Source organism: Sinorhizobium sp. RAC02 (assembly GCF_001713395.1).
Taxonomy (GTDB): Bacteria; Pseudomonadota; Alphaproteobacteria; order Rhizobiales; family Rhizobiaceae; genus Shinella.
The window spans coordinates 1,695,542-1,714,040 of record NZ_CP016450.1 but is presented as its reverse complement, the minus strand read 5'-3'; the positions used below and the strand labels follow the sequence as shown (position 1 = coordinate 1,714,040).

The following is an 18,499-nucleotide window of genomic DNA, read 5'->3' as shown; positions in this document are numbered from 1 at the left end:
GTCCAGATTGCCGCAGTGTCATCGTTCGCCGTTGCGGTCCTTCTCGGAGGCGGCGAGCTTGTTGAAGAAGAAGGAGGTGCGCAGCAGGTTGCGAAAGCGGCTGTGCCGTGCGCCGGCGGGCACCGCCGGCCGGGCGCTCATGCGCAGCGCCGTATACCCCATGAATGAGACGAGGATGACGGCCGTATAGAGGAAGAGCGCCTGCGGGCCGAAGAACTGCAGCAGCACCGAGGCGAAGAGCGGGCCGATGATCGCCCCGCACGACCAGAAGAACAGCATGCCGGCCGAAACCAGCGCATGTTCGCCTTCGCCCGCGTGGTCGTTGGCATGCGCCGAGCAGAGCGAATAGAGCGGCATGGCGAAGGCGCCGAAAACGAAGATGCCAACGAGGTTCTTCAGTTCGTTGCCGCCCGCGAAGAAGGCAAGGTAGAGCGCCGCGCAGGCCGAGCCCAGGGTCGCGAGCAGGATGATCAGCCGCCGGTCGAGCCGGTCGGAATAGATCCCGAGCGGATATTGCAGCACCACGCCGCCGACGATGCCGGCGCTCATGAAGTTCGCGATGGCCGTCACGGAGAGGCCGATATCATGCGCGTAGATCGGCCCAAGATTTCGGAAGGCCGCATTGGTGAGGCCGACGACGATGCAGCCGACGGTGGCGAGCGGCGAGATGTTCCAGAGTTTTCTGACGTCGAAGCGGATCGCTTCCGGCACGGTCGGGCTGGAGCGATCGGCCAGCGAAATCGGCACGAGCGACAGCGACAGCGCCATGGCGACGATGGCAAACAGCTCGAACCCGCCGATGCCGATGCCGGGAATGAGATATTGCGCCGCCGTCACCGAGCCGAGGTCAACGACGCGGTAGACGGAAAGCGTGCGAGCCCGGTTGGCATTGGTGACGGAGGCGTTCAGCCAGCTCTCGACGGTGGCAAACAGGCTCGCAAAACAGATGCCGGCGACAAGCCGCATCACGAACCAGAAGATCGGATCGATCACCAGCACCATGGCAATGGCCGACGCCGACGCGATCGCCGCCATGGCCGAAAACGTCCGGATATGCCCGATCGCTCGCAGCACGCGCGTCACATAGATACAGCCGATCGCAAACCCGATGCTGTAGCCCGCCCCGACAAAACCGATGACGGAGGTCGAAAACCCTTCCTGCGAGGCACGCAGCGCAATGAACGTGCCCTGAAGGCCATTGCCCCCGATGAGAATGCCGGCGGTGATGAGAAGGGGAATCAGGGGACGAATTGTGGACATGCGGGCACTATGGCGGAGGATTTGGGGAATGGCAGGGGGGAAGTTGGAAAGATACCGGGAGATTACTATACGATATCGACGATCATTTGAATTCCGCAAAAGCGCCGTTTCGGCTCCCGCGAAAGGGCATGCAAACCATCGCTCCCTGGAGGGTACTTGCGGGCTACGGCAAACGCATGGTTGCTGCTTCGGACAACAGCCACGCCCTGAAGCCACGGATCAAGGGATCTGCCATCGTCTCAAGCGGTGACACGACAAAGTAGGCGAAGCTTGGCGGGCCGCCAATCGACAGGTCGAATGGGCGCACGAGGCGACCGGCAGCCAGGTCATCGGCCACGAGGGCTTCATCGCCAAGGGCAATACCTTCGCCTTCGATCGCGGCTTGGACGGCGAGATGGGTGTCCGTGTAGTGAAGCCCCGGCTCGAAGTCGAAATCAAAGATCCCGGCCGCCTGCAGCCATTGCCGCCAATCCGGCCAGACAACGCCTCGTCCGCTCCAAGATTGATGAATCAGCTTGCGGCCTCGAAGGTCGCGGGGATCGACCATAGACCGCTCACCTTTTAGCAGACGGGGGCTGCATACCGGGAAAATGACGTGATCGAACAAACGATCCGTGTGGAGCCCGACGTCCTGGGGACCGAACCTGATCGCAAGGTCGATATCGTTCTGGCGAAAATCCTGTATCTGGCAGGTCACGTTCAGCCGGACTTCGACGTTTGGCTCGATTTGCTGGAACCGGTCGAGCCGAGGGACCAGCCATTTCGCTGCGATCGACGTCGAAACAGAAACATTGAGACGCGTGCGTTCCTGGCCGGAAAGCCGGCGGGCTTGCGCGACGGCATTGTCGAGGTTCGCCAACGCCTCCTGGGTTGACCGGTGGAGAACCTCACCGGCTGTTGTGAAGCGCAAGGATCGGTTCGCCCGAATGAACAATGCAAACCCGAGCTGCGCCTCCCATTCCTTGATCTGGTGGCTGACCGCCGCCGGCGTGAGATTGAGCTCCACGCTGGCCCGGGTGAAATTGAGATGTCTTCCGGCCGCCTCCAGCACCCTCAGAGATCTAACGCCTGGAGTTCGCGGTCGCATCGGCCACCTTCAAATTTTTCTATCAGATCGCCCGCAAGGCTATTTGCTTCCTAACCGGTGTACAATCGCGATGATGTTGGCGTGATCAAATATTCTTTGAAGTCCTGCTTCATGCCATATCCGTCAAATCAGCACTTTCCGCTTGCCTTTACCGCCGCCTGCGTCGCGATGACCAGCGTCACCTATGGAATGGGGCGGTATGCCTACGGGCTGTTCCTGCCGTCGATCGGAGCGCAGCTCGATCTCACGACGTTCGATCTGGCGCTCATCGCAAGCCTGAACGCGATCCTCTATCTGGTCGCAACCATTGTCGCGTCGGCCACGGCCATCCATTTTCGGCCGCGAACCTTCATCCTTCTTTCAGGCGTAACAACCACGGCCGGATTGCTGCTTGCAGGGATGGCGACGAGCGTTGCCGTGGCGACTGTGGGTATCGTACTGGCCGGAATAGGCGCGGGCATTCTCTCGCCGGCGATGTTCGAGGCAATCGAAGCCTGGTTGCCGGTCCAGTGGAAACCCCGGGCAATCGGAGCGGTCAATGCCGGCGCGGCACCGGGAATCGTTCTGACGGGTTTGGCGGCCTATTGGCTGCAATCATCCTGGCAGCAGGCATGGATCGTCATGGCCGGGATCGGGCTGGTCGTTACCCTCTGGCATTTCTGGCTTATACCGACGGCCCGGTTGCCGCGTCCTGCTTCGGGCGTGGCCCTGCCTCTCGGTTTCAGCCTGTTCACAAGACGCGCTTGCATGCCTCTTTATGTTTCCGTCTTCGTGTATGGCCTGCTTCTCAGCACCTATCTGACGTTCGCCGTCGATTTGGTCCTGTCCACCGGCGGCATGGCGTTTCCCATGGACCGGCTGTTCTGGGTTCTGCTTGGCCTTGCGGGCCTGCCTGCAATGCTGACGGGTGCGGCAGTCCTGCGGCTGGGCGTGAGGGGCCTGCTGGCGATCAGCATGCCGGCATGCGGGCTATCCTATGCCTTGCTCGCCCTGGCGCCAGGCAATCAGCTTGTCGTCATCACGTCGGCCATCCTGTTCGGCGCGGCGTCCATTGCGCCAGGAAACGGCTTTCTCGTCTGGGGTATCTCGCTCTTCAGGGAACGGCCTTCGATAGGCTCGGGAACCGTGTTCGTGGTGCTCTCGATCGCCATTATCATAGGCCCGATCCTGTTCGGCATCATAGCCACGCAGATAGGCTCCCAGGGGTTCTTTCTGGTCATGGCGGTGTTATCGGTTGCCATTGTCCCGCTGTTTCCTCGTGCAATCTTCAGCACGGGACATGCAGGCGATCAGGCTTTGTTGGACAATCCGACTGCTGATTTTTAAGGATGCGCACGAATCGCTGCTTCGAGCCCTTTTTCCACGCGGGGAAGGGGATACGCGACGTCCGTTTTCCGCTACCGTCGGGAAAGATGCGCCGAGCGCTCAGAAGCGGGTGAAGGGCGCCCTGTCGGTGCTTGCCACCCCGCAAGCCTTGACAAATCGGCCCCGCCATGCGCTTTTCCGCCCGATTTTTCTTGGTCGCCGCGCCGGGTTCTTCCCGCGCGGCCTTTCAGCATTTCAGGATACCACGATGCACCCTTACCGCAGCCACACCTGCGCCGCTCTCCGCAAGTCCGATGTCGGCGGCACTGTCCGCCTTTCCGGCTGGGTTCACCGCGTTCGAGATCATGGCGGCGTGCTCTTCATCGACCTGCGCGACCATTACGGCATCACCCAGGTCGTTGCCGATCCTGATTCTCCGGCCTTCAAGATGGCCGAGACGGTACGCGGCGAATGGGTGATCCGCATCGATGGCCGCGTCAAGGCGCGCACCGAGGATACGGTCAACAAGACCATGCCGACCGGCGAGATCGAGCTCTACGCGCTGGAAATCGAAGTGCTGTCCGCTGCCAAGGAACTGCCACTGCCTGTCTTCGGCGAGCCGGACTATCCGGAAGACGTGCGCCTGAAGTATCGCTTCCTCGACCTGCGCCGCGAGACGCTGCACAAGAACATCGTCAAGCGCACGCAGATCATCTCCTCCATGCGCAAGGGCATGGGCGAGGCGGGTTTTGCCGAATACACGACGCCGATCCTGACGGCTTCCTCGCCGGAAGGTGCGCGCGACTTCCTCGTGCCGTCGCGCATCCACGAGGGCAAGTTCTTCGCGCTGCCGCAGGCCCCGCAGCAGTACAAGCAGCTCCTTATGGTTGCCGGTTTCGACCGCTACTTCCAGATCGCGCCGTGCTTCCGCGATGAAGACCCGCGCGCCGATCGCCTGCCGGGCGAATTCTACCAGCTCGACGTCGAGATGAGCTTCGTCACCCAGGAAGACGTCTGGGACACGATGGAGCCGATGATGACGGCTGTCTTCGAGGAGTTTGCCGAAGGCAAGCCGGTCACCAAGAACTGGCCGCGCATTCCTTATGACGAAGCGATCCGCAAGTATGGCTCCGACAAGCCGGACCTGCGCAACCCGATCGTCATGCAGGCTGTGACCGATCACTTCGCCGGCTCCGGCTTCAAGGTTTTCGCGAACATGATCGCGTCGAACCCGAAGGTTCAGGTCTGGGCGATCCCGGCCAGGACCGGCGGCAGCCGCGCCTTCTGCGACCGCATGAACGCCTGGGCACAGAGCCAGGGCCAGCCGGGCCTCGGCTATATCTTCTGGCGCAAGGAAGCCGACAAGATCGAGGGCGCCGGCCCGCTGGCGAAAAACATCGGCGAGGAGCGCACGGAAGCCATCCGCACGCAGCTCGGCCTCGATGACGGTGACGCCTGCTTCTTCGTCGCCGGCGATCCGGCAAAGTTCTACAAGTTCGCCGGCGAAGCCCGCACGCGCGCTGGCGAAGAGCTGAACCTCGTCGACCGCGAGCGCTACGATTTCTGCTGGATCGTCGACTTCCCGTTCTACGAATACAACGAAGACGAAAAGAAGGTCGACTTCGCGCACAACCCCTTCTCCATGCCGCAGGGCGGCATCGACGCGCTCGACAACAAGGACCCGCTGGAGCTCAAGGCCTACCAGTACGACGCGGTCTGCAACGGTTTCGAAATCGCCTCGGGCTCGATCCGTAACCAGTCGCCGGAGCTGATGGTCAAGGCGTTCGAGAAGGTGGGCCTCAGCCAGGCCGACGTGGAAGAGCGTTTCGGCGGCCTCTACCGTGCCTTCCAGTACGGTGCACCGCCGCACGGCGGCTGCGCTTTCGGCATCGACCGCGTCGTCATGCTGCTCGTCGGCGCAAAGAACCTGCGCGAGATTTCGATCTTCCCGATGAACCAGCAGGCGCAGGATCTCCTGATGAACGCGCCGAGCCCGGCAACGCCGGCACAGCTGCGCGAACTGGCACTGCGCGTCGTGCCGACGCAGAAGAAAGACTGATCGTCTGACAGGGCGAAAGCCGCTTGCTGCTTTCGCCCGTCGGAACACTTGCCCGTCCGGGCCGTTCTCTTCCCGTCAAGCAGAGGAGAATGAACATGCGAAACACGCTTATTCTTGCCACGACAGCCCTTCTGACGCTGTCCGCATCGGCCTATGCCCAGAGCACGGTGATCGTCGAAGAGACCGATCCGGTCATGACCGAATCCACCGTCGTCGTGCCCGGCGAAGTCCGCACCTATGTGCTGGAACAGCAGGTTCCGTCCGTCGCCTATGAGGGCGATGTGCTGATCGGCAAGGTCATCCCCGATACCGTGGAAGTTCATCCGGTCGATGGTTATGGCGACTATGCCTACACGGTCGTCAATGAACGCCGGGTCATCGTGAACCCGCAGACGCGGACGGTTGTCCAGGTTCTGGAATAGCCCTGACATTCCGCGAGAACCCGGCGCGTCGCGTCGGGTTCAGCCGCGAACCCCGGGTTTCGCGAAAAGACGTCACAATGCCGTGAATTCGCCGCCAGTCGAGCCCAATTCCGCGCACAATCAGTCCAAATGCACCCCTAGCGTGAAGTTGCGCCCAGAAGAGGCGATTCATGACTGGAGGGACTTTTCATGACAGCGACCGAAACAGACGATCCCGTCCCGACGCGACCCCGGCATTCCCATTACCCAGAGCCACGCAGCAACGTCGCCACTTTCCTGCGCTCTCCCGGCGTCAAGTTCATCATGATCGGCATCATATCCGTGGCGCTGCTCGTGCCGCTGCTGCTCGTCTGGGGCCTGACGGAGGAGCGGGCACAAAGGGCTGCCGACGTGTCCCGCCGCATCGCCAACGGCTGGGGTGGCGACCAGGCGATCAACGGGCCTTATCTGGCCGTGCCGTTCGAGGTGCAGCGCAGCCGCGAAGTGGATGGCCGCACGATCGTCGAGCAGACGACCGAATGGGCGCTCGTCATGCCGGAAACGCTGGATGTCACGGCGGATCTGAAGGCGGAGGAGCGCAGGCTCTCGATCTATACGCTGCCGGTCTACAATGGCGCCCTGACATTGAAGGGTCGCTTCGCCAGCAACATCCTTCAGGATCTCGCGCAGTTCTCTGGTACGCCGCAGCTCGACCGCGCCATCCTCGTGCTCAACATTAACGACATTACCGGCATCCGCTCCGATGCCGGCGTGAAGATCGACAATGGCGCGGTGCGGCCGTTCGATCCCGGCATGCGGCAGATTTCCGCCATGACCGTTGTCGGTGCCGATGGGTATGCCACGCCGCAATCCAGCACCGGCGTGCACCGGCCGATCGAAAGGCCGCTCGTCGAAAGCGGTTTTGCCTTCGAGATTGCCCTGTCGCTCAACGGCTCACGCAGCTTCGCCGTTGCGCCCGCCGGCCAGACGACAAGTTTCGCGGCGAAGGCCAATTGGCCGCATCCGGGCTTCGAAGGTCTCTTCCTGCCGGAGCAGAAGACGATCACCGCATCGGATTTCTCGGCCAAGTGGACGATCCCCTATCTTGCCCGCGGCATCGACCGGGTCGCGGCCGGCTCGACGCTGCCCTTGTCGGGCAGCATGATGTCGATCAACCTCGTGGAACCCGTCCAGTTCTACCAGGTCATCTCCCGCACGCTGAAATACTCGATCGGCTTCATCTCGCTCGTCTTCCTCGCCGTCTTCGTCGTCGAGCTGAAGGGTGGGCGCATGGTGCACTGGATCCAGTATGTGCTGACGGGCCTGGCGCTGATCGTCTTCTACGTGCTGCTGCTGGCGCTGGCGGAGCATACCGGCTTCACCATTGCCTACGTCATTGCCGCTCTCGCGACGACACTCCTGATCGCTGCCTATCTCGGCAGCGCGACGGGCAGCCGCAAGAACGGGCTGTCGCTCGGTGCCGTGCTGCTCTCCGCCTACGGCGTGATGTATCTCGTGCTGCGGGAAGACGAATATGCGCTGCTCGCTGGCGCGCTGATTTCCTTCGTCACCATCGCGGCTACCATGTATGCGACGCGCCGCGTCGAGTGGTCGGCGCCGGTACCGGAGGCGGCAGACGCCCGCTGACGAGCGTCACCTCAAAAGCAGAAAGCCCGGAACGATGCTCCGGGCTTTCTTTTCAAACGAGTTGCCGAACGGCTTACATCTCGTCGTTGGCCGTGACGGTGACGCCCAGGACCTGCGGGATGGTCTGCGGTGCGCCCATGGCGGCACCCATGATCATCGGGAACGGAACGGGTTCCTTCGGCTGTGCGCTGATCGTCAGGCTCTTCGGGTCGTCAAGGTAGGTGTTGACGGCGGCCGAGATCTGGTTCTGCAGGTCAGGCATGTTGAGCTGGGCGATCATGATCGGAACCAGGCCCTTCAGCGACTGAGCCATCTGGTCGCCCGTGACGCCCTGTTCGCTGCCGGCGAAGTCGAGCAGCTTCTTGGTGATCGAGGCGTCTTCGAAGGAGATCGAGGCGCTGTTGAAGGTCAGCTGCTGGACGAGGCCCATCATGGACATGCCCATGGCGGCGTTGGCTTCTTCCTTGTTCGGGTTGGCTTCGGCGGCCTTCATGGCCTCCTGGATGCCCTTCACGAAATCAAGCGTGTAGCCGGAGATTTCCAGCCCGATGTTGAGCCGGCCGACATCCTTGAAGTCGAAGGCGTATTCATCGACGGCCATCTTGCCGCTCGCCAGCTCCCAGCTGCCGGACATGGAGACCTTGCCTTCCAGCGTCTGCATGTTGAGCTTGGCCAGCGCGTCCTTGGCCTTCGGGTCCTCGACGGCGGTCAGGTCGGCCTTGAGGTCGGAAAGCGTCGCGTCGAATTCGAGGCCGGCATCAGCGTCCATGCGCGTGATGTTCGCCTCCATGCCGGACATGGAGAAGACTTCCTTGCCCTTGGCGGTAACGCTGACCGGGCCGGCCGTGGCCGATTCGTACATCATCAGCGATTCGAGCGTGCCGGAAACCACCGTGCCGGGAATGGACACGCCGTTGAGCGCGATATCCTTGGCGGAAACCGACGTTTCGCCTTCCGTTGCGTTGATGTCCTGGAAGGCGACGGTTTCGATCGTGTAGCCGCCTTCGCCGTCTTCTTCGACACCTTCCATGGTGACGGTGCCGAGCTTGATCGGTGCCTCAGCACCAGTCGCCTTCATTTCGGTGCCTTCGAGGGTGACGGTCGAACCGTCAACGGCGACGTTCGACGAAGTGACGGTCACGCCACTCGTGGCATAGGTGGCATTCAGCTTGGCCAGCAGATCCGCGCCATCAAGCGCGAATGCAGGGCTTGCCAGGGTGGCGAGCGCTGCGCCGGCGAGGAGGGTGCGGAAATGGGAGGTGCGCATCATGGATTGGCTCTCTTTCTGGATTTTTGGACGGCTGCCTTGCCGTTTACCGCTCATAGACGTGCGGCGCGGCGACTATATTCGGGCCGGCGCAACTTTCCATGGAATTCTCGATCCGCGGCGGTATTTTCGCGGAAGGCTTTACAAACTGCTATCCACAGCTGGATCGCCCGGATTCCTTGCCGCGAATCGGTAGGACCGCTAGTCAAGGGCCATGGGACAAAACACTTTGCCGCCGGATGGCGGAGACGACAACATCCTGCCGGTCGACCTCAAGGCGGCGCTGGAAGAGCGCTACCTTGCCTATGCGCTGTCGACCATCACGCAACGCGCGCTACCAGATGTCCGCGATGGCCTGAAGCCGGTGCATCGCCGCATCATCCACGCCATGAGCGAAATGGGCATTCGTGCCAATTCCTCGTTCAAGAAATGCGCGCGTATCGTCGGCGACGTCATCGGTAAGTTCCACCCGCACGGCGACCAGTCGGTCTACGATGCGCTGGTGCGCCTCGCACAGGATTTCTCGCAGCGTTATCCGATCGTCGACGGCCAGGGCAATTTCGGCAATATCGACGGCGACAATGCGGCCGCCTATCGATACACCGAAGCGCGCATGACGGATGTCGCGACGCTGCTGCTCGAAGGCATCGACCAGGATGCCGTCGACTTCCGCCCGACCTATAACGAGGAAGACGAGGAGCCGGTCGTCCTGCCGGGCGCCTTCCCGAACCTGCTCGCGAACGGTTCGTCCGGCATCGCCGTCGGCATGGCGACGTCCATTCCCTCGCACAACGTGCATGAACTCTGCGACGCGGCACTGCACCTGATCCGTCAGCCTGACGCGCCGGTGGAAAAGCTCGTCGAATTCGTGCAGGGCCCCGACCTGCCGACCGGCGGCATCATCATCGACAGCCGCGAGAGTATCCTTGAGGCCTACAGGACAGGGCGCGGTGGTTTCCGCGTGCGCTCCAAGTGGCAGACGGAGGATCTCGGACGCGGCGGCTACCAGATCGTCATCACCGAAATTCCCTACCAAGTGCAGAAGTCGAGGCTGATCGAGAAGATCGCCGAGCTGCTGATTGCCCGCAAGCTGCCGCTGCTCGAGGACATCCGCGACGAATCGGCGGAAGACGTGCGCATCGTGCTGGTCCCGAAGAGCCGTACCGTCGATCCGACGATCCTGATGGAATCGCTGTTCAAGCTTTCGGAGCTGGAAAGCCGCATTCCGCTCAACATGAACGTGCTGTCCATGGGGCGCGTGCCGCGCGTCATGGGTCTCCGTGACGTGCTCGTCGAGTGGCTCGCCCACCGGCGCGACGTGCTCCAGCGCCGTTCGCGCCACCGGTTGGCGGCGATCGACCGCCGGCTTGAAATTTTGGGCGGTTACCTTGTCGCTTATCTCAACCTCGACGAGGTGATCCGCATCATCCGCGAGGAGGATGAGCCGAAGGTTTCCTTGATGGAGACCTTCTCGCTGACGGACGTGCAGGCCGAAGCGATCCTCAACATGCGCCTGCGCTCCTTGCGCAAGCTGGAAGAGTTCGAGATCCGCACCGAATTCGACACCCTGTCGAAGGAGAAGGCGGAGATAGAGGCACTGCTCGCCTCCGATGAGAAGCAGTGGCAGACCGTCGCCTGGGAAATCGGCGAGGTTCGCAAGAAATTCGCCAAGGCGACCGAGCTCGGCCGTCGCCGCACCCAGTTCGCAAGTGCACCGGAGGCCGACGTCGAGGCGATCCAGCAGGCCATGATCGAGAAGGAGCCGGTCACGGTCGTCATCTCGGAGAAGGGCTGGATCCGCGCGCTGAAGGGTCATATGGCCGACACGTCCGGCCTGCAGTTCAAGGAAGGCGATGCGCTGAAAGTGGCCTTCCCGGCGCAGACCACGGACAAGGTTCTGATCGTGACGACGGGTGGCAAGGTCTTCACGCTCGGCGCCGACAAGCTGCCGGGCGGCCGCGGCCACGGCGAGCCTCTGCGCATCATGGTCGACATGGAAAACGACCAGGCCGTGTTGACCGCCTTCGTGCACGATGCGTCGCGCAAGGTCATCATCGCCTCGCAGGCGGGCAATGGCTTCATCGTTTCGGAAACCGAGATGGTCGCCAATACCCGCAAGGGCAAGCAGGTGATGAATGTCGGCATGCCGGATGAGGCGAAGCTCGTGGTGCCGGTGCGCGGCGATCATGTCGCCGTCGTTGGCGAGAACCGCAAGATGCTGGTCTTCCCGCTGGCGCAGATGCCGGAAATGTCGCGCGGCAAGGGCGTACGCCTGCAGCGCTACAAGGACGGCGGCATTTCCGACCTGCGCTGCTTTGCGCTCGCGGACGGCCTGACCTGGGACGACAGCGCCGGCCGCAACTTCGTGCGCACCAAGGACGAACTCGCCGAATGGCTCGCCGACCGCGCGACGGCCGGCCGTACCGTGCCGAAAGGCTTCCCGAGAAGCGGCAAGTTCAGCGGGTGATCAACCAGAATAGGGAACGTTGACGTCGCGCAGGAAGCGAGTCGCCCCCTCTTCGTCGATTTCCCCGGCGGCGACGGCGAGCACGAAAGTGTAAAGCGTCGCGTCGTCTGTTGCGATCTCGTAGCCGTTGTCCATCAGAAAGACGGCCGCAGCGACGATCGCGATGCGTTTGTTGCCATCGACGAAGGGGTGGTTCCTTGCCAGCCCGAAGACATAGGCTGCGGCGAGTTCAAATATGTCCTCGCAGCCGTAGTATGCCTTGTTGACGGGCCGGGCTAGCGCCGATTCAAAGGCGTTTTCGTCCCGTAGACCAGTTGCTCCGTCGAACCGCTGGATCTGAATGGCCTGCAACCGTTCAACGAGAGGACGTTCGAGAAAGATGATGCTCATTCAGCGAGCTTCTTGAGCGCCACCTTGTAGCGGTCCATGAACTTCTCAGCGTGCCCGAGCTGCCGGTCGAACTCGCCGTCGGCCGCAGTGAGAATGAGCTTTCCGCCCTCGCTCGTCATCGTAATCTCGTCACCCGCCTTGACCCCCATGCGTTCAAGGACGTCTTTCGGGATAATGATGCCTTCGGAATTGCCGATCTTGCGGATGGTAATGTTCATGGTTCTCACCTCAGTTATAACTAAGTTATAACATCCGCTGTCATCTGCCACAAGCTTACCCCGTGAACGGAAATTCCGCCGCCGCATCGCCAGTCCTGGCGGCGCGGGCTTTTGAGCGCATCTGCCAGAAGGAATGGGCAAGCAGCGCGAGGATGAGGATGGAGCCGCCGATCAGGGTTTGCGTGGTAGGGGTTTCGGCGAAGACGATCCAGACCCAGATGGGAGCGAGCACGGTTTCGACCAGGTAGAACATGCCGACTTCCGGTGCTGAGAGGTAGCGCGGGCCGGTGGCGAGACACCAGAAGGCGAGGGGCAGCAGCACGAGGCCGTTGAAGAGGATGTAGACGGGTTCGGCGACCGTCAGGCCGGCGGAGGGAAGACAGAACAGCGCGACGACGCCCGAGAGCACGGCGGCAACGAGCGGCACGAAGCCCATGTCGGCGCCGCTTCTGCGGCTGAGCGTCAGGGCGATCGCCAGCAGAAAAGCCGAACAGGCGGCCATCGCGTCGCCGAAGACGTTTCCACTCGAAAGCCCGTCATGCACGATCAGCAGCACGCCGGCGACCATGGCGGCCATGGTCAGGAGTGTCGCGTTGCTCGGCCGCTCGCCCAGAAAGATCCAGGAGAGGATGGCAGCGAACATCGAGGTGAAGGCGAGGATGAAGACGACATTGGCCGTCGTCGTGTTGAACACCGCCAGCATGAAGGTCAGCCCGTTTATGCCATAGACCAGGCCGATCAGCAGGCCGATGCGGCCGGGAATGAGCACCGTCTTGCGGCGGAAAACGAAATTCAGGACGGCCCACAGAGCGAGCGCCATCACGAAGACCGAAATATTGCGCAGGACGACCATCGACCAGACGTCACCGTCGGCGGAGCGGATCAGCGGGATATCGAAGGAGAGGGCAAGACCACCGATGGCGGTGATGAGAAGCCCTTTGCGATGAAGGGCGGGGTCATTCTTCTGGGACAAGGCGGGAATCGATTCTACGGCTGGGTTTCGGTATTTTCCCCATCATAGCGTTCCCAACCCCGCGGCATCAGGTGTTCCTGCGGCAAAAATTTTGTTTTGTAATCCATTTTGCGCGATCCCTTGACCCAGTAGCCGAGATAGACGTGCGGCAGGCCGAGCGCCTTGGCGCGACGGATATGGTCGAGGATCATGAAGGTGCCGAAAGAGCGATCGGCGCGCTCCGGATTATAGAAGGAATAGACCATCGACAGGCCATCGCCCATGCGGTCGGTGAGCGCCACGGCCAGAAGCTCGCCCTGCGGACGCTCCTGGAGGCCGGCACCCTCCTCGCGCAGGCGGTATTCGATGATCTTCGTGTTGACGTGGGTGTCTTCCACCATCATCGCATAGTCGAGCACCGACATATCCGACATGCCGCCCTTCTGGTGGCGGGCATCGAGATAGTGGCGGAAGAGGGAGTACTGCTCGCTCGACGGCTCGGCCGGATATTCGTATGCGATGAGATCGGCATTCGTTGCAAGCACCCGGCGCATGGAGCGGCGCGGTTTGAACTCGTTGACCAGGATGCGCACGGAAATGCAGGCGCGGCAGGTTTCGCAGGCCGGGCGATAGGCAATGTTCTGCGAGCGGCGGAAGCCGCCCTGGGTCAGAAGATCGTTCAGCTCCGGCGCGCGTTCACCCACCAGGTGGGTGAACACCTTCCTCTCCATCTCCTGCGGCAGATAGGGGCAAGCCGCCGGCGCGGTGAGATAGAACTGCGGGGAGGATGTTGCCTGCGTATTCATAGGCCGTGAGGCGACTCCGTCGTGTGACACTTCTATGCCAATACCATGGCCTAGTTCAAAAAAAGGTCAACCGGAGGATTTCGCCTGCCCGTTTTGGCTGTTGTCAATAACGGTCGCGGCGAACCACCACGGTGCCGAGCAAAAGGTCATGCAACAGGCGGCCGCGATCGGTGAAGAGGCCGACGAGCACGACGAACGGTGTCAGAAGCGCATTGCCGATCCAGAACAGCACGAGGTGCACGATCGCCGTCAGGAAATCGACGGGGCGCCCATCGACGCGGGCAAGTGCAAGACCCATGACATTCATGCCGGCGCTCGCCTGGCTGGGGCCGCCCATGGTCAGGCCGAAATAGAGCATGGCGACGATGGCGAAAAGCGCGGGATAAAGGAAGAAACCGAGGCCAAGCGTCAGGATGCCGAGGAAGAAGACCACGACGGCGGCTGGAATCCAGAGCAGCGCGACGATTGCATAGTCGATCAGAAACGCGAAGATACGGCGTGACAGCACGCCACGATAGGCCTGCCAGTCCGTCGTCGGAACCCGCGTTTCATTGAAATCGGCACTCATCTCGTTGTCTCCCGAATGGAACATGCCACTGATATGGGGATGCTCTGATGGAAAACAACGGGTGAGTCAAAGGCAGAAACGTTCCCCGTCACGGCGGCCCGGGGGCTCGCATGACGGGGGAGGAGGGCGTTTGGAGTTCAGCCCTTGCGGGCGAGATGCCGTGCGACGTCCATCGCGAAGTAGGTCAGGATACCATCACAGCCCGCGCGCTTGAACGCGAGCAGGGTTTCGAGCATGACGCGCTCGCCGTCGATCCAGCCATTCATCGCGGCGGCCTTGATCTGGCTGTACTCGCCAGAGACCTGATAGGCGAAGACCGGCAGGCTGAAGGCCTCTTTCATGCGCCAACAGATGTCGAGATAGGGCAGGCCGGGCTTGACCATCAGCATGTCGGCGCCTTCCTCGACGTCGAGTGCTGCATCACGGATGGCCTCGGTGCCGTTGGCCGGATCGATGTAATAGGTCTTCTTGTCGCCCTTCAGCAGGCCGCCGGTGCCGATCGCATCGCGATAGGGGCCGTAGAAGGCAGAGGCGAACTTCGTCGCATAGGACATGATGCCGACATTCTGGTGCCCGGCCTCATCAAGGGCGCGGCGGATCGCGCCGACGCGGCCGTCCATCATTTCCGAAGGGGAGATGATGTCGGAGCCGGCATCAGCCTGAATGACGGCCGCCTTCGCCACGAGTTCGACCGTCTCGTCATTGACGATGACATCGCCGCGCAGCACGCCGTCATGGCCATGGCTGGTGAAGGGATCGAGCGCCACATCGGTGATGATGCCGATGTTCGGCACGGCCTTCTTGATGGCGCGTGTGGCTTCATTGATGAGGTTGTCGGCGGCGAGGCAGTGGGAGCCGGTCTCGTCGCGCAGCGACATCTCGATATTCGGGAAGGTGGCGAGCGCGGGAATGCCGAGGTCGGCGGCCTCTTTCGCCGCTTCGACGAGCTTGTCGATGCTCATGCGGTTGACGCCCGGCATGGCGGCGACCGGATCGACCACGTTGGTGCCCGGCACGACGAAGACCGGCCAGATCAGATCGTCGACCGTCAGGCGGTTTTCCTGCACGAGGCGACGCGTCCAGTCGGCCTTCCGGTTGCGCCGCATGCGGCGGCTGCCGGTGATGTCGTCGACAATGGTTCTGCCGGTCATGTTGCCTTTTCCTCTGCACGATCCGATTGACGCCTCCTTATCACGCTGGGTCCGGCAATCAAATCACCAGCACAGGGGAGGCCTGCGGCATATGGCCGTGCGGACGTTCCGACGCATTATGTGTGCGAGGCCATATGCTCCCGTCTTGCTGCTAAATGCACGGGCGGGCTTTATGCCGGCCGGCCTTGCCCTTAGTGTCCGCGCCATGGTTGCTGATTCTGCCAAGGGCCCCAGGCCGAGCCTGACCGAAACGCTGTTTATGCTGTTCCTGCGCCTGGTGGCGGTGGGCTCGCTGTGGTTCGCGCTGCAATATTGGGCAATGCTGACGGGCTTCACCTTCAACGGGCAGGGGCGGTTCGATCTGCTGCCGCCGGCATGGAAGGCAGCCTATACGGCGCTTGCCGTGCTCTACCCCGTGGCCGCCGTCGGCCTCTGGCTTCTTGTCTCCTGGGGACCGGTAATCTGGCTGCTGGCGGCAGCGACCGAAGTCGCCATGCACGAGGTCTATCCGTCCATTTTCGGCATCGACCGACTGCTTGTTTTTGCGCATGGCGCGGTGGCCATCGTCTTCGTTCTTTTCCAGGCGGTGCTCTTCATTCAGCGGCGCCGGCAAACCCGCCCGGTAAGAACTGATTCACCCTGAGACAGGGTCGCCTTCCGGTAAGGCGCTGTTAAGCCTGCAGTTTAAGTAGAATTTTAGATGCATTCGTTAGGTTCTCACTCAAGGCGGGAAAACAAACCACACCGCCAAACAAAACAGTGAGGCAGTAACCATGAACACCAAGATGAAGCCGCAGCAGGCCCCCGTCGTCGACCCGCAGGAAGACGCGATCCGCAACCTCTATCTGGAATCCCTCCACCTCGTCGAGCGTCTGCACCGTCGCCTACTCGATGTCATCAAGGACGAGTTCGACCGCGCTGGTCGTTCCGACGTCAACGCCGTCCAGGCGCTGCTCCTTTTCAACATCGGCAATTCCGAACTCACCGCCGGCGAACTTCGCTCCCGCGGCTACTACCTCGGCTCGAACGTTTCCTACAACGTCAAGAAGCTGGTCGATCTCGGCTTCATCAACCACCAGCGCTCGCGCATCGACCGTCGCTCCGTCCGCATCAGCCTGACGGAAAGCGGCCAGGAGATCGCGGAAACCGTCGCCAAGCTCTACGAGCGCCACACGGGCTCGATCCAGAAGGTCGGCGGCATCGGCGAAGGCGAGTTCAACCAGATGAACAAGCTGCTCCAGCGCCTCGACCGCTTCTGGAACGACTCGATCCTCTACCGCCTGTAATTTCGGGCGCAATTTCCGACCTCCTCCTTAAAAGCCGGCCGCGTTCCCTGCGCGTCCGGCTTTTCGATTCGTCTTTGGCCCCTCCGCGCGGGCGGTGCGTAAGGCCCCGAGACACGAATTGGCCATATTGCTGTGACACCCGAACGTGGGGCTTAAGGTATGCGCGAGTGGCAAGGCCGGTTTGCGTTTGTTAACCCTGTTCGTGATAGCTGCATCGGGTATGGACCTTTGGTCGATGTGCCGCGTGCACTTCGCCGCCCGTTGCGGCGCTCAGGAGATGGTAGGATAAATGTCTCGCAAACCCGGATTTGATGTGTTCTCGCGCCGCGCCTTCCTGCGCTCCGCCGCAACCTTCGGTGCCGCCGCCCTGGCTGGCCCCGCGCTCGCCCAGACAGCGCTCGACGACATCCTCAATACTCCGCGCCGCGGCAACTGGGACGACCAGTTCGATGCCGAGGCCTCGCGTACCGCCACCGCCGTCGTCTCCAACAACCCGATTTTCGGTTCCGGTACGTCAGGCTATCTCCAGCAGGCGATTGTCGATTACCAGAACATCGTCTCCACCGGCGGCTGGCCGTCGGTCAACACCCAGCAGAAGCTTGAAATGGGCGTCTCCGACCCGGCCGTGCAGCAGCTGCGTCAGCGCCTGATCATCTCCGGCGACCTGCCGCGCTCCGCCGGTACGAACGGCGCCTTCGATTCCTACGTGGACGGCGCCGTCAAGCGCTTCCAGGCGCGTCACGGCCTGCCGTCCGACGGTGCCGTCGGCGAATACACGCAGAAGGCCCTCAACGTCACCGCCGTCGTTCGTCTCGGCCAGCTCCAGACGAATCTCGTGCGCCTCCAGGCGATGTCCGGCGATCTCGGCCGCCGCTATGTCGTGGTCAACATTCCGGCCGCGTACATCGAGGCTGTCGAAAACGGCCGCGTCGCTTCGCGCCACACCGCCATCGTCGGCAAGATCGACCGCCAGTCGCCGGTGCTGAACTCCAAAATCTACGAAGTGATCCTCAATCCCTACTGGACCGCGCCGCGCTCGATCATCCAGAAGGACATCATGCCGCTGATGCGCAAGGATCCGACCTACCTTGCGCGCAACTCCATCCGCCTGTTCGACGGTTCGGGCGGTGAAGTTTCGCCGGAAACGGTCGACTGGAATGCCGAAAAGGCACCGAACCTGATGTTCCGTCAGGACCCGGGCAAGATCAACGCGATGTCGTCGACGAAGATCAACTTCCACAACGAGCATCAGGTCTACATGCACGACACGCCGCAGCAGGGCCTGTTCAATAAGCTGATGCGCTTCGAATCGTCGGGCTGCGTGCGCGTTCAGAACGTGCGCGATCTCTCGCTCTGGCTGCTCAAGGATACACCCGGCTGGTCGCGCTCGCAGATGGAAGCGACGATCAAGAGCGGCGTCAATACGCCGGTCAAGCTTGCCGAGGAAGTGCCGGTCTTCTTCACCTACATCACCGCCTGGTCGGCCAAGGACCGCGTCGTGCAGTTCCGCGACGACATCTACCAGAAGGACGGCGCAACCGAGCTTGCCCTCCAGACCGGTTACAACCAGGAAGGCGGTCAGGCCGTCGACAGCGACCTTCTGCCGCAATAAGGCAAATTGTCTGATTTTTTCAA

General features: G+C 62.0%; 17 protein-coding genes. 8 read left to right on the top strand and 9 right to left on the bottom strand.

Annotated elements, in window-relative coordinates:
• Window positions 1-18: 18 nt before the first annotated feature.
• Window positions 19-1,260 (bottom strand): MFS transporter, encoded by a 1,242-nt coding sequence (locus BSY16_RS08235; RefSeq protein WP_069059205.1) that lies wholly within the window; start codon window positions 1,258-1,260, stop codon window positions 19-21.
• Between the two features lie 163 nt (window positions 1,261-1,423).
• A complete protein-coding gene (gcvA, locus tag BSY16_RS08230; protein ID WP_069059204.1) occupies window positions 1,424-2,347 on the bottom strand; it encodes a transcriptional regulator GcvA in 924 nt (307 codons plus the stop codon).
• Window positions 2,348-2,428: 81 nt separating this feature from the next.
• Between gcvA and BSY16_RS08225 the strand changes: the two genes are divergently transcribed.
• From BSY16_RS08225 to creD, 4 genes are all read left to right on the top strand, one after another.
• Complete coding sequence (locus tag BSY16_RS08225) at window positions 2,429-3,673, top strand: MFS transporter (RefSeq protein ID WP_150129901.1); 1,245 nt, start codon at window positions 2,429-2,431, stop codon at window positions 3,671-3,673.
• Window positions 3,674-3,920: 247 nt separating this feature from the next.
• On the top strand, window positions 3,921-5,711 hold the full coding sequence (aspS, locus tag BSY16_RS08220; RefSeq protein ID WP_069061444.1) for an aspartate--tRNA ligase: 1,791 nt from the start codon (window positions 3,921-3,923) through the stop codon (window positions 5,709-5,711).
• 95 nt (window positions 5,712-5,806) lie between these two features.
• On the top strand, window positions 5,807-6,133 hold the full coding sequence (locus tag BSY16_RS08215; RefSeq protein WP_069059202.1) for a DUF1236 domain-containing protein: 327 nt from the start codon (window positions 5,807-5,809) through the stop codon (window positions 6,131-6,133).
• A 189-nt stretch (window positions 6,134-6,322) separates the two neighbouring features.
• Window positions 6,323-7,759 (top strand): cell envelope integrity protein CreD, encoded by a 1,437-nt coding sequence (gene creD, locus BSY16_RS08210; protein WP_069059201.1) that lies wholly within the window; start codon window positions 6,323-6,325, stop codon window positions 7,757-7,759.
• Between the two features lie 73 nt (window positions 7,760-7,832).
• On the opposite strand, the gene BSY16_RS08205 is transcribed toward creD, so the two are convergent.
• Window positions 7,833-9,029 carry an aq_1923 C-terminal domain gene (locus BSY16_RS08205; protein ID WP_069059200.1) on the bottom strand — a complete coding sequence of 399 codons (1,197 nt, stop codon included), beginning with the start codon at window positions 9,027-9,029 and terminating at the stop codon, window positions 7,833-7,835.
• A 211-nt stretch (window positions 9,030-9,240) separates the two neighbouring features.
• Between BSY16_RS08205 and parC the strand changes: the two genes are divergently transcribed.
• A complete protein-coding gene (gene parC / locus BSY16_RS08200) occupies window positions 9,241-11,493 on the top strand; it encodes a DNA topoisomerase IV subunit A (protein WP_069059199.1) in 2,253 nt (750 codons plus the stop codon).
• Here parC and BSY16_RS08195 read toward each other — a convergent pair whose 3' ends face one another.
• The 6 genes from BSY16_RS08195 to hemB all read right to left on the bottom strand — a co-directional run bounded on the left by BSY16_RS08195 (window position 11,494) and on the right by hemB (window position 15,578).
• The gene (locus BSY16_RS08195; RefSeq protein WP_069059198.1) at window positions 11,494-11,883 is read right to left on the bottom strand and encodes a type II toxin-antitoxin system death-on-curing family toxin; all 390 of its coding nucleotides are present in this window, start codon (window positions 11,881-11,883) and stop codon (window positions 11,494-11,496) included.
• Window positions 11,880-12,101, bottom strand: coding sequence for an AbrB/MazE/SpoVT family DNA-binding domain-containing protein (locus BSY16_RS08190; RefSeq protein ID WP_069059197.1), 222 nt, complete (start codon window positions 12,099-12,101; stop codon window positions 11,880-11,882). Before BSY16_RS08190 ends, BSY16_RS08195 begins: the two co-directional genes overlap by 4 nt.
• A 55-nt stretch (window positions 12,102-12,156) precedes the next feature.
• Window positions 12,157-13,074 carry a DMT family transporter gene (locus BSY16_RS08185; protein WP_069059196.1) on the bottom strand — a complete coding sequence of 306 codons (918 nt, stop codon included), beginning with the start codon at window positions 13,072-13,074 and terminating at the stop codon, window positions 12,157-12,159.
• 14 nt (window positions 13,075-13,088) lie between these two features.
• On the bottom strand, window positions 13,089-13,859 hold the full coding sequence (locus BSY16_RS08180; RefSeq protein WP_069059195.1) for an arginyltransferase: 771 nt from the start codon (window positions 13,857-13,859) through the stop codon (window positions 13,089-13,091).
• 103 nt (window positions 13,860-13,962) lie between these two features.
• Entirely contained in the window at window positions 13,963-14,427 is a 465-nt protein-coding gene (locus tag BSY16_RS08175) for an RDD family protein (protein ID WP_069059194.1), read from the bottom strand.
• Window positions 14,428-14,564: 137 nt separating this feature from the next.
• Window positions 14,565-15,578, bottom strand: coding sequence for a porphobilinogen synthase (gene hemB / locus BSY16_RS08170; RefSeq protein ID WP_069059193.1), 1,014 nt, complete (start codon window positions 15,576-15,578; stop codon window positions 14,565-14,567).
• Window positions 15,579-15,750: 172 nt separating this feature from the next.
• On the opposite strand from hemB, the gene BSY16_RS08165 reads away from it, so the two are divergent.
• The 3 genes from BSY16_RS08165 (at window position 15,751) to BSY16_RS08155 (ending at window position 18,476) form a co-directional block, all read left to right on the top strand.
• Window positions 15,751-16,221 (top strand): DUF6163 family protein, encoded by a 471-nt coding sequence (locus BSY16_RS08165; RefSeq protein ID WP_353652372.1) that lies wholly within the window; start codon window positions 15,751-15,753, stop codon window positions 16,219-16,221.
• A gap of 130 nt (window positions 16,222-16,351) precedes the next feature.
• Window positions 16,352-16,864 carry a transcriptional regulator LdtR gene (gene ldtR, locus BSY16_RS08160; RefSeq protein WP_069059192.1) on the top strand — a complete coding sequence of 171 codons (513 nt, stop codon included), beginning with the start codon at window positions 16,352-16,354 and terminating at the stop codon, window positions 16,862-16,864.
• A 289-nt stretch (window positions 16,865-17,153) separates the two neighbouring features.
• Window positions 17,154-18,476 carry a L,D-transpeptidase family protein gene (locus BSY16_RS08155; RefSeq protein ID WP_069059191.1) on the top strand — a complete coding sequence of 441 codons (1,323 nt, stop codon included), beginning with the start codon at window positions 17,154-17,156 and terminating at the stop codon, window positions 18,474-18,476.
• Window positions 18,477-18,499: the final 23 nt, after the last annotated feature.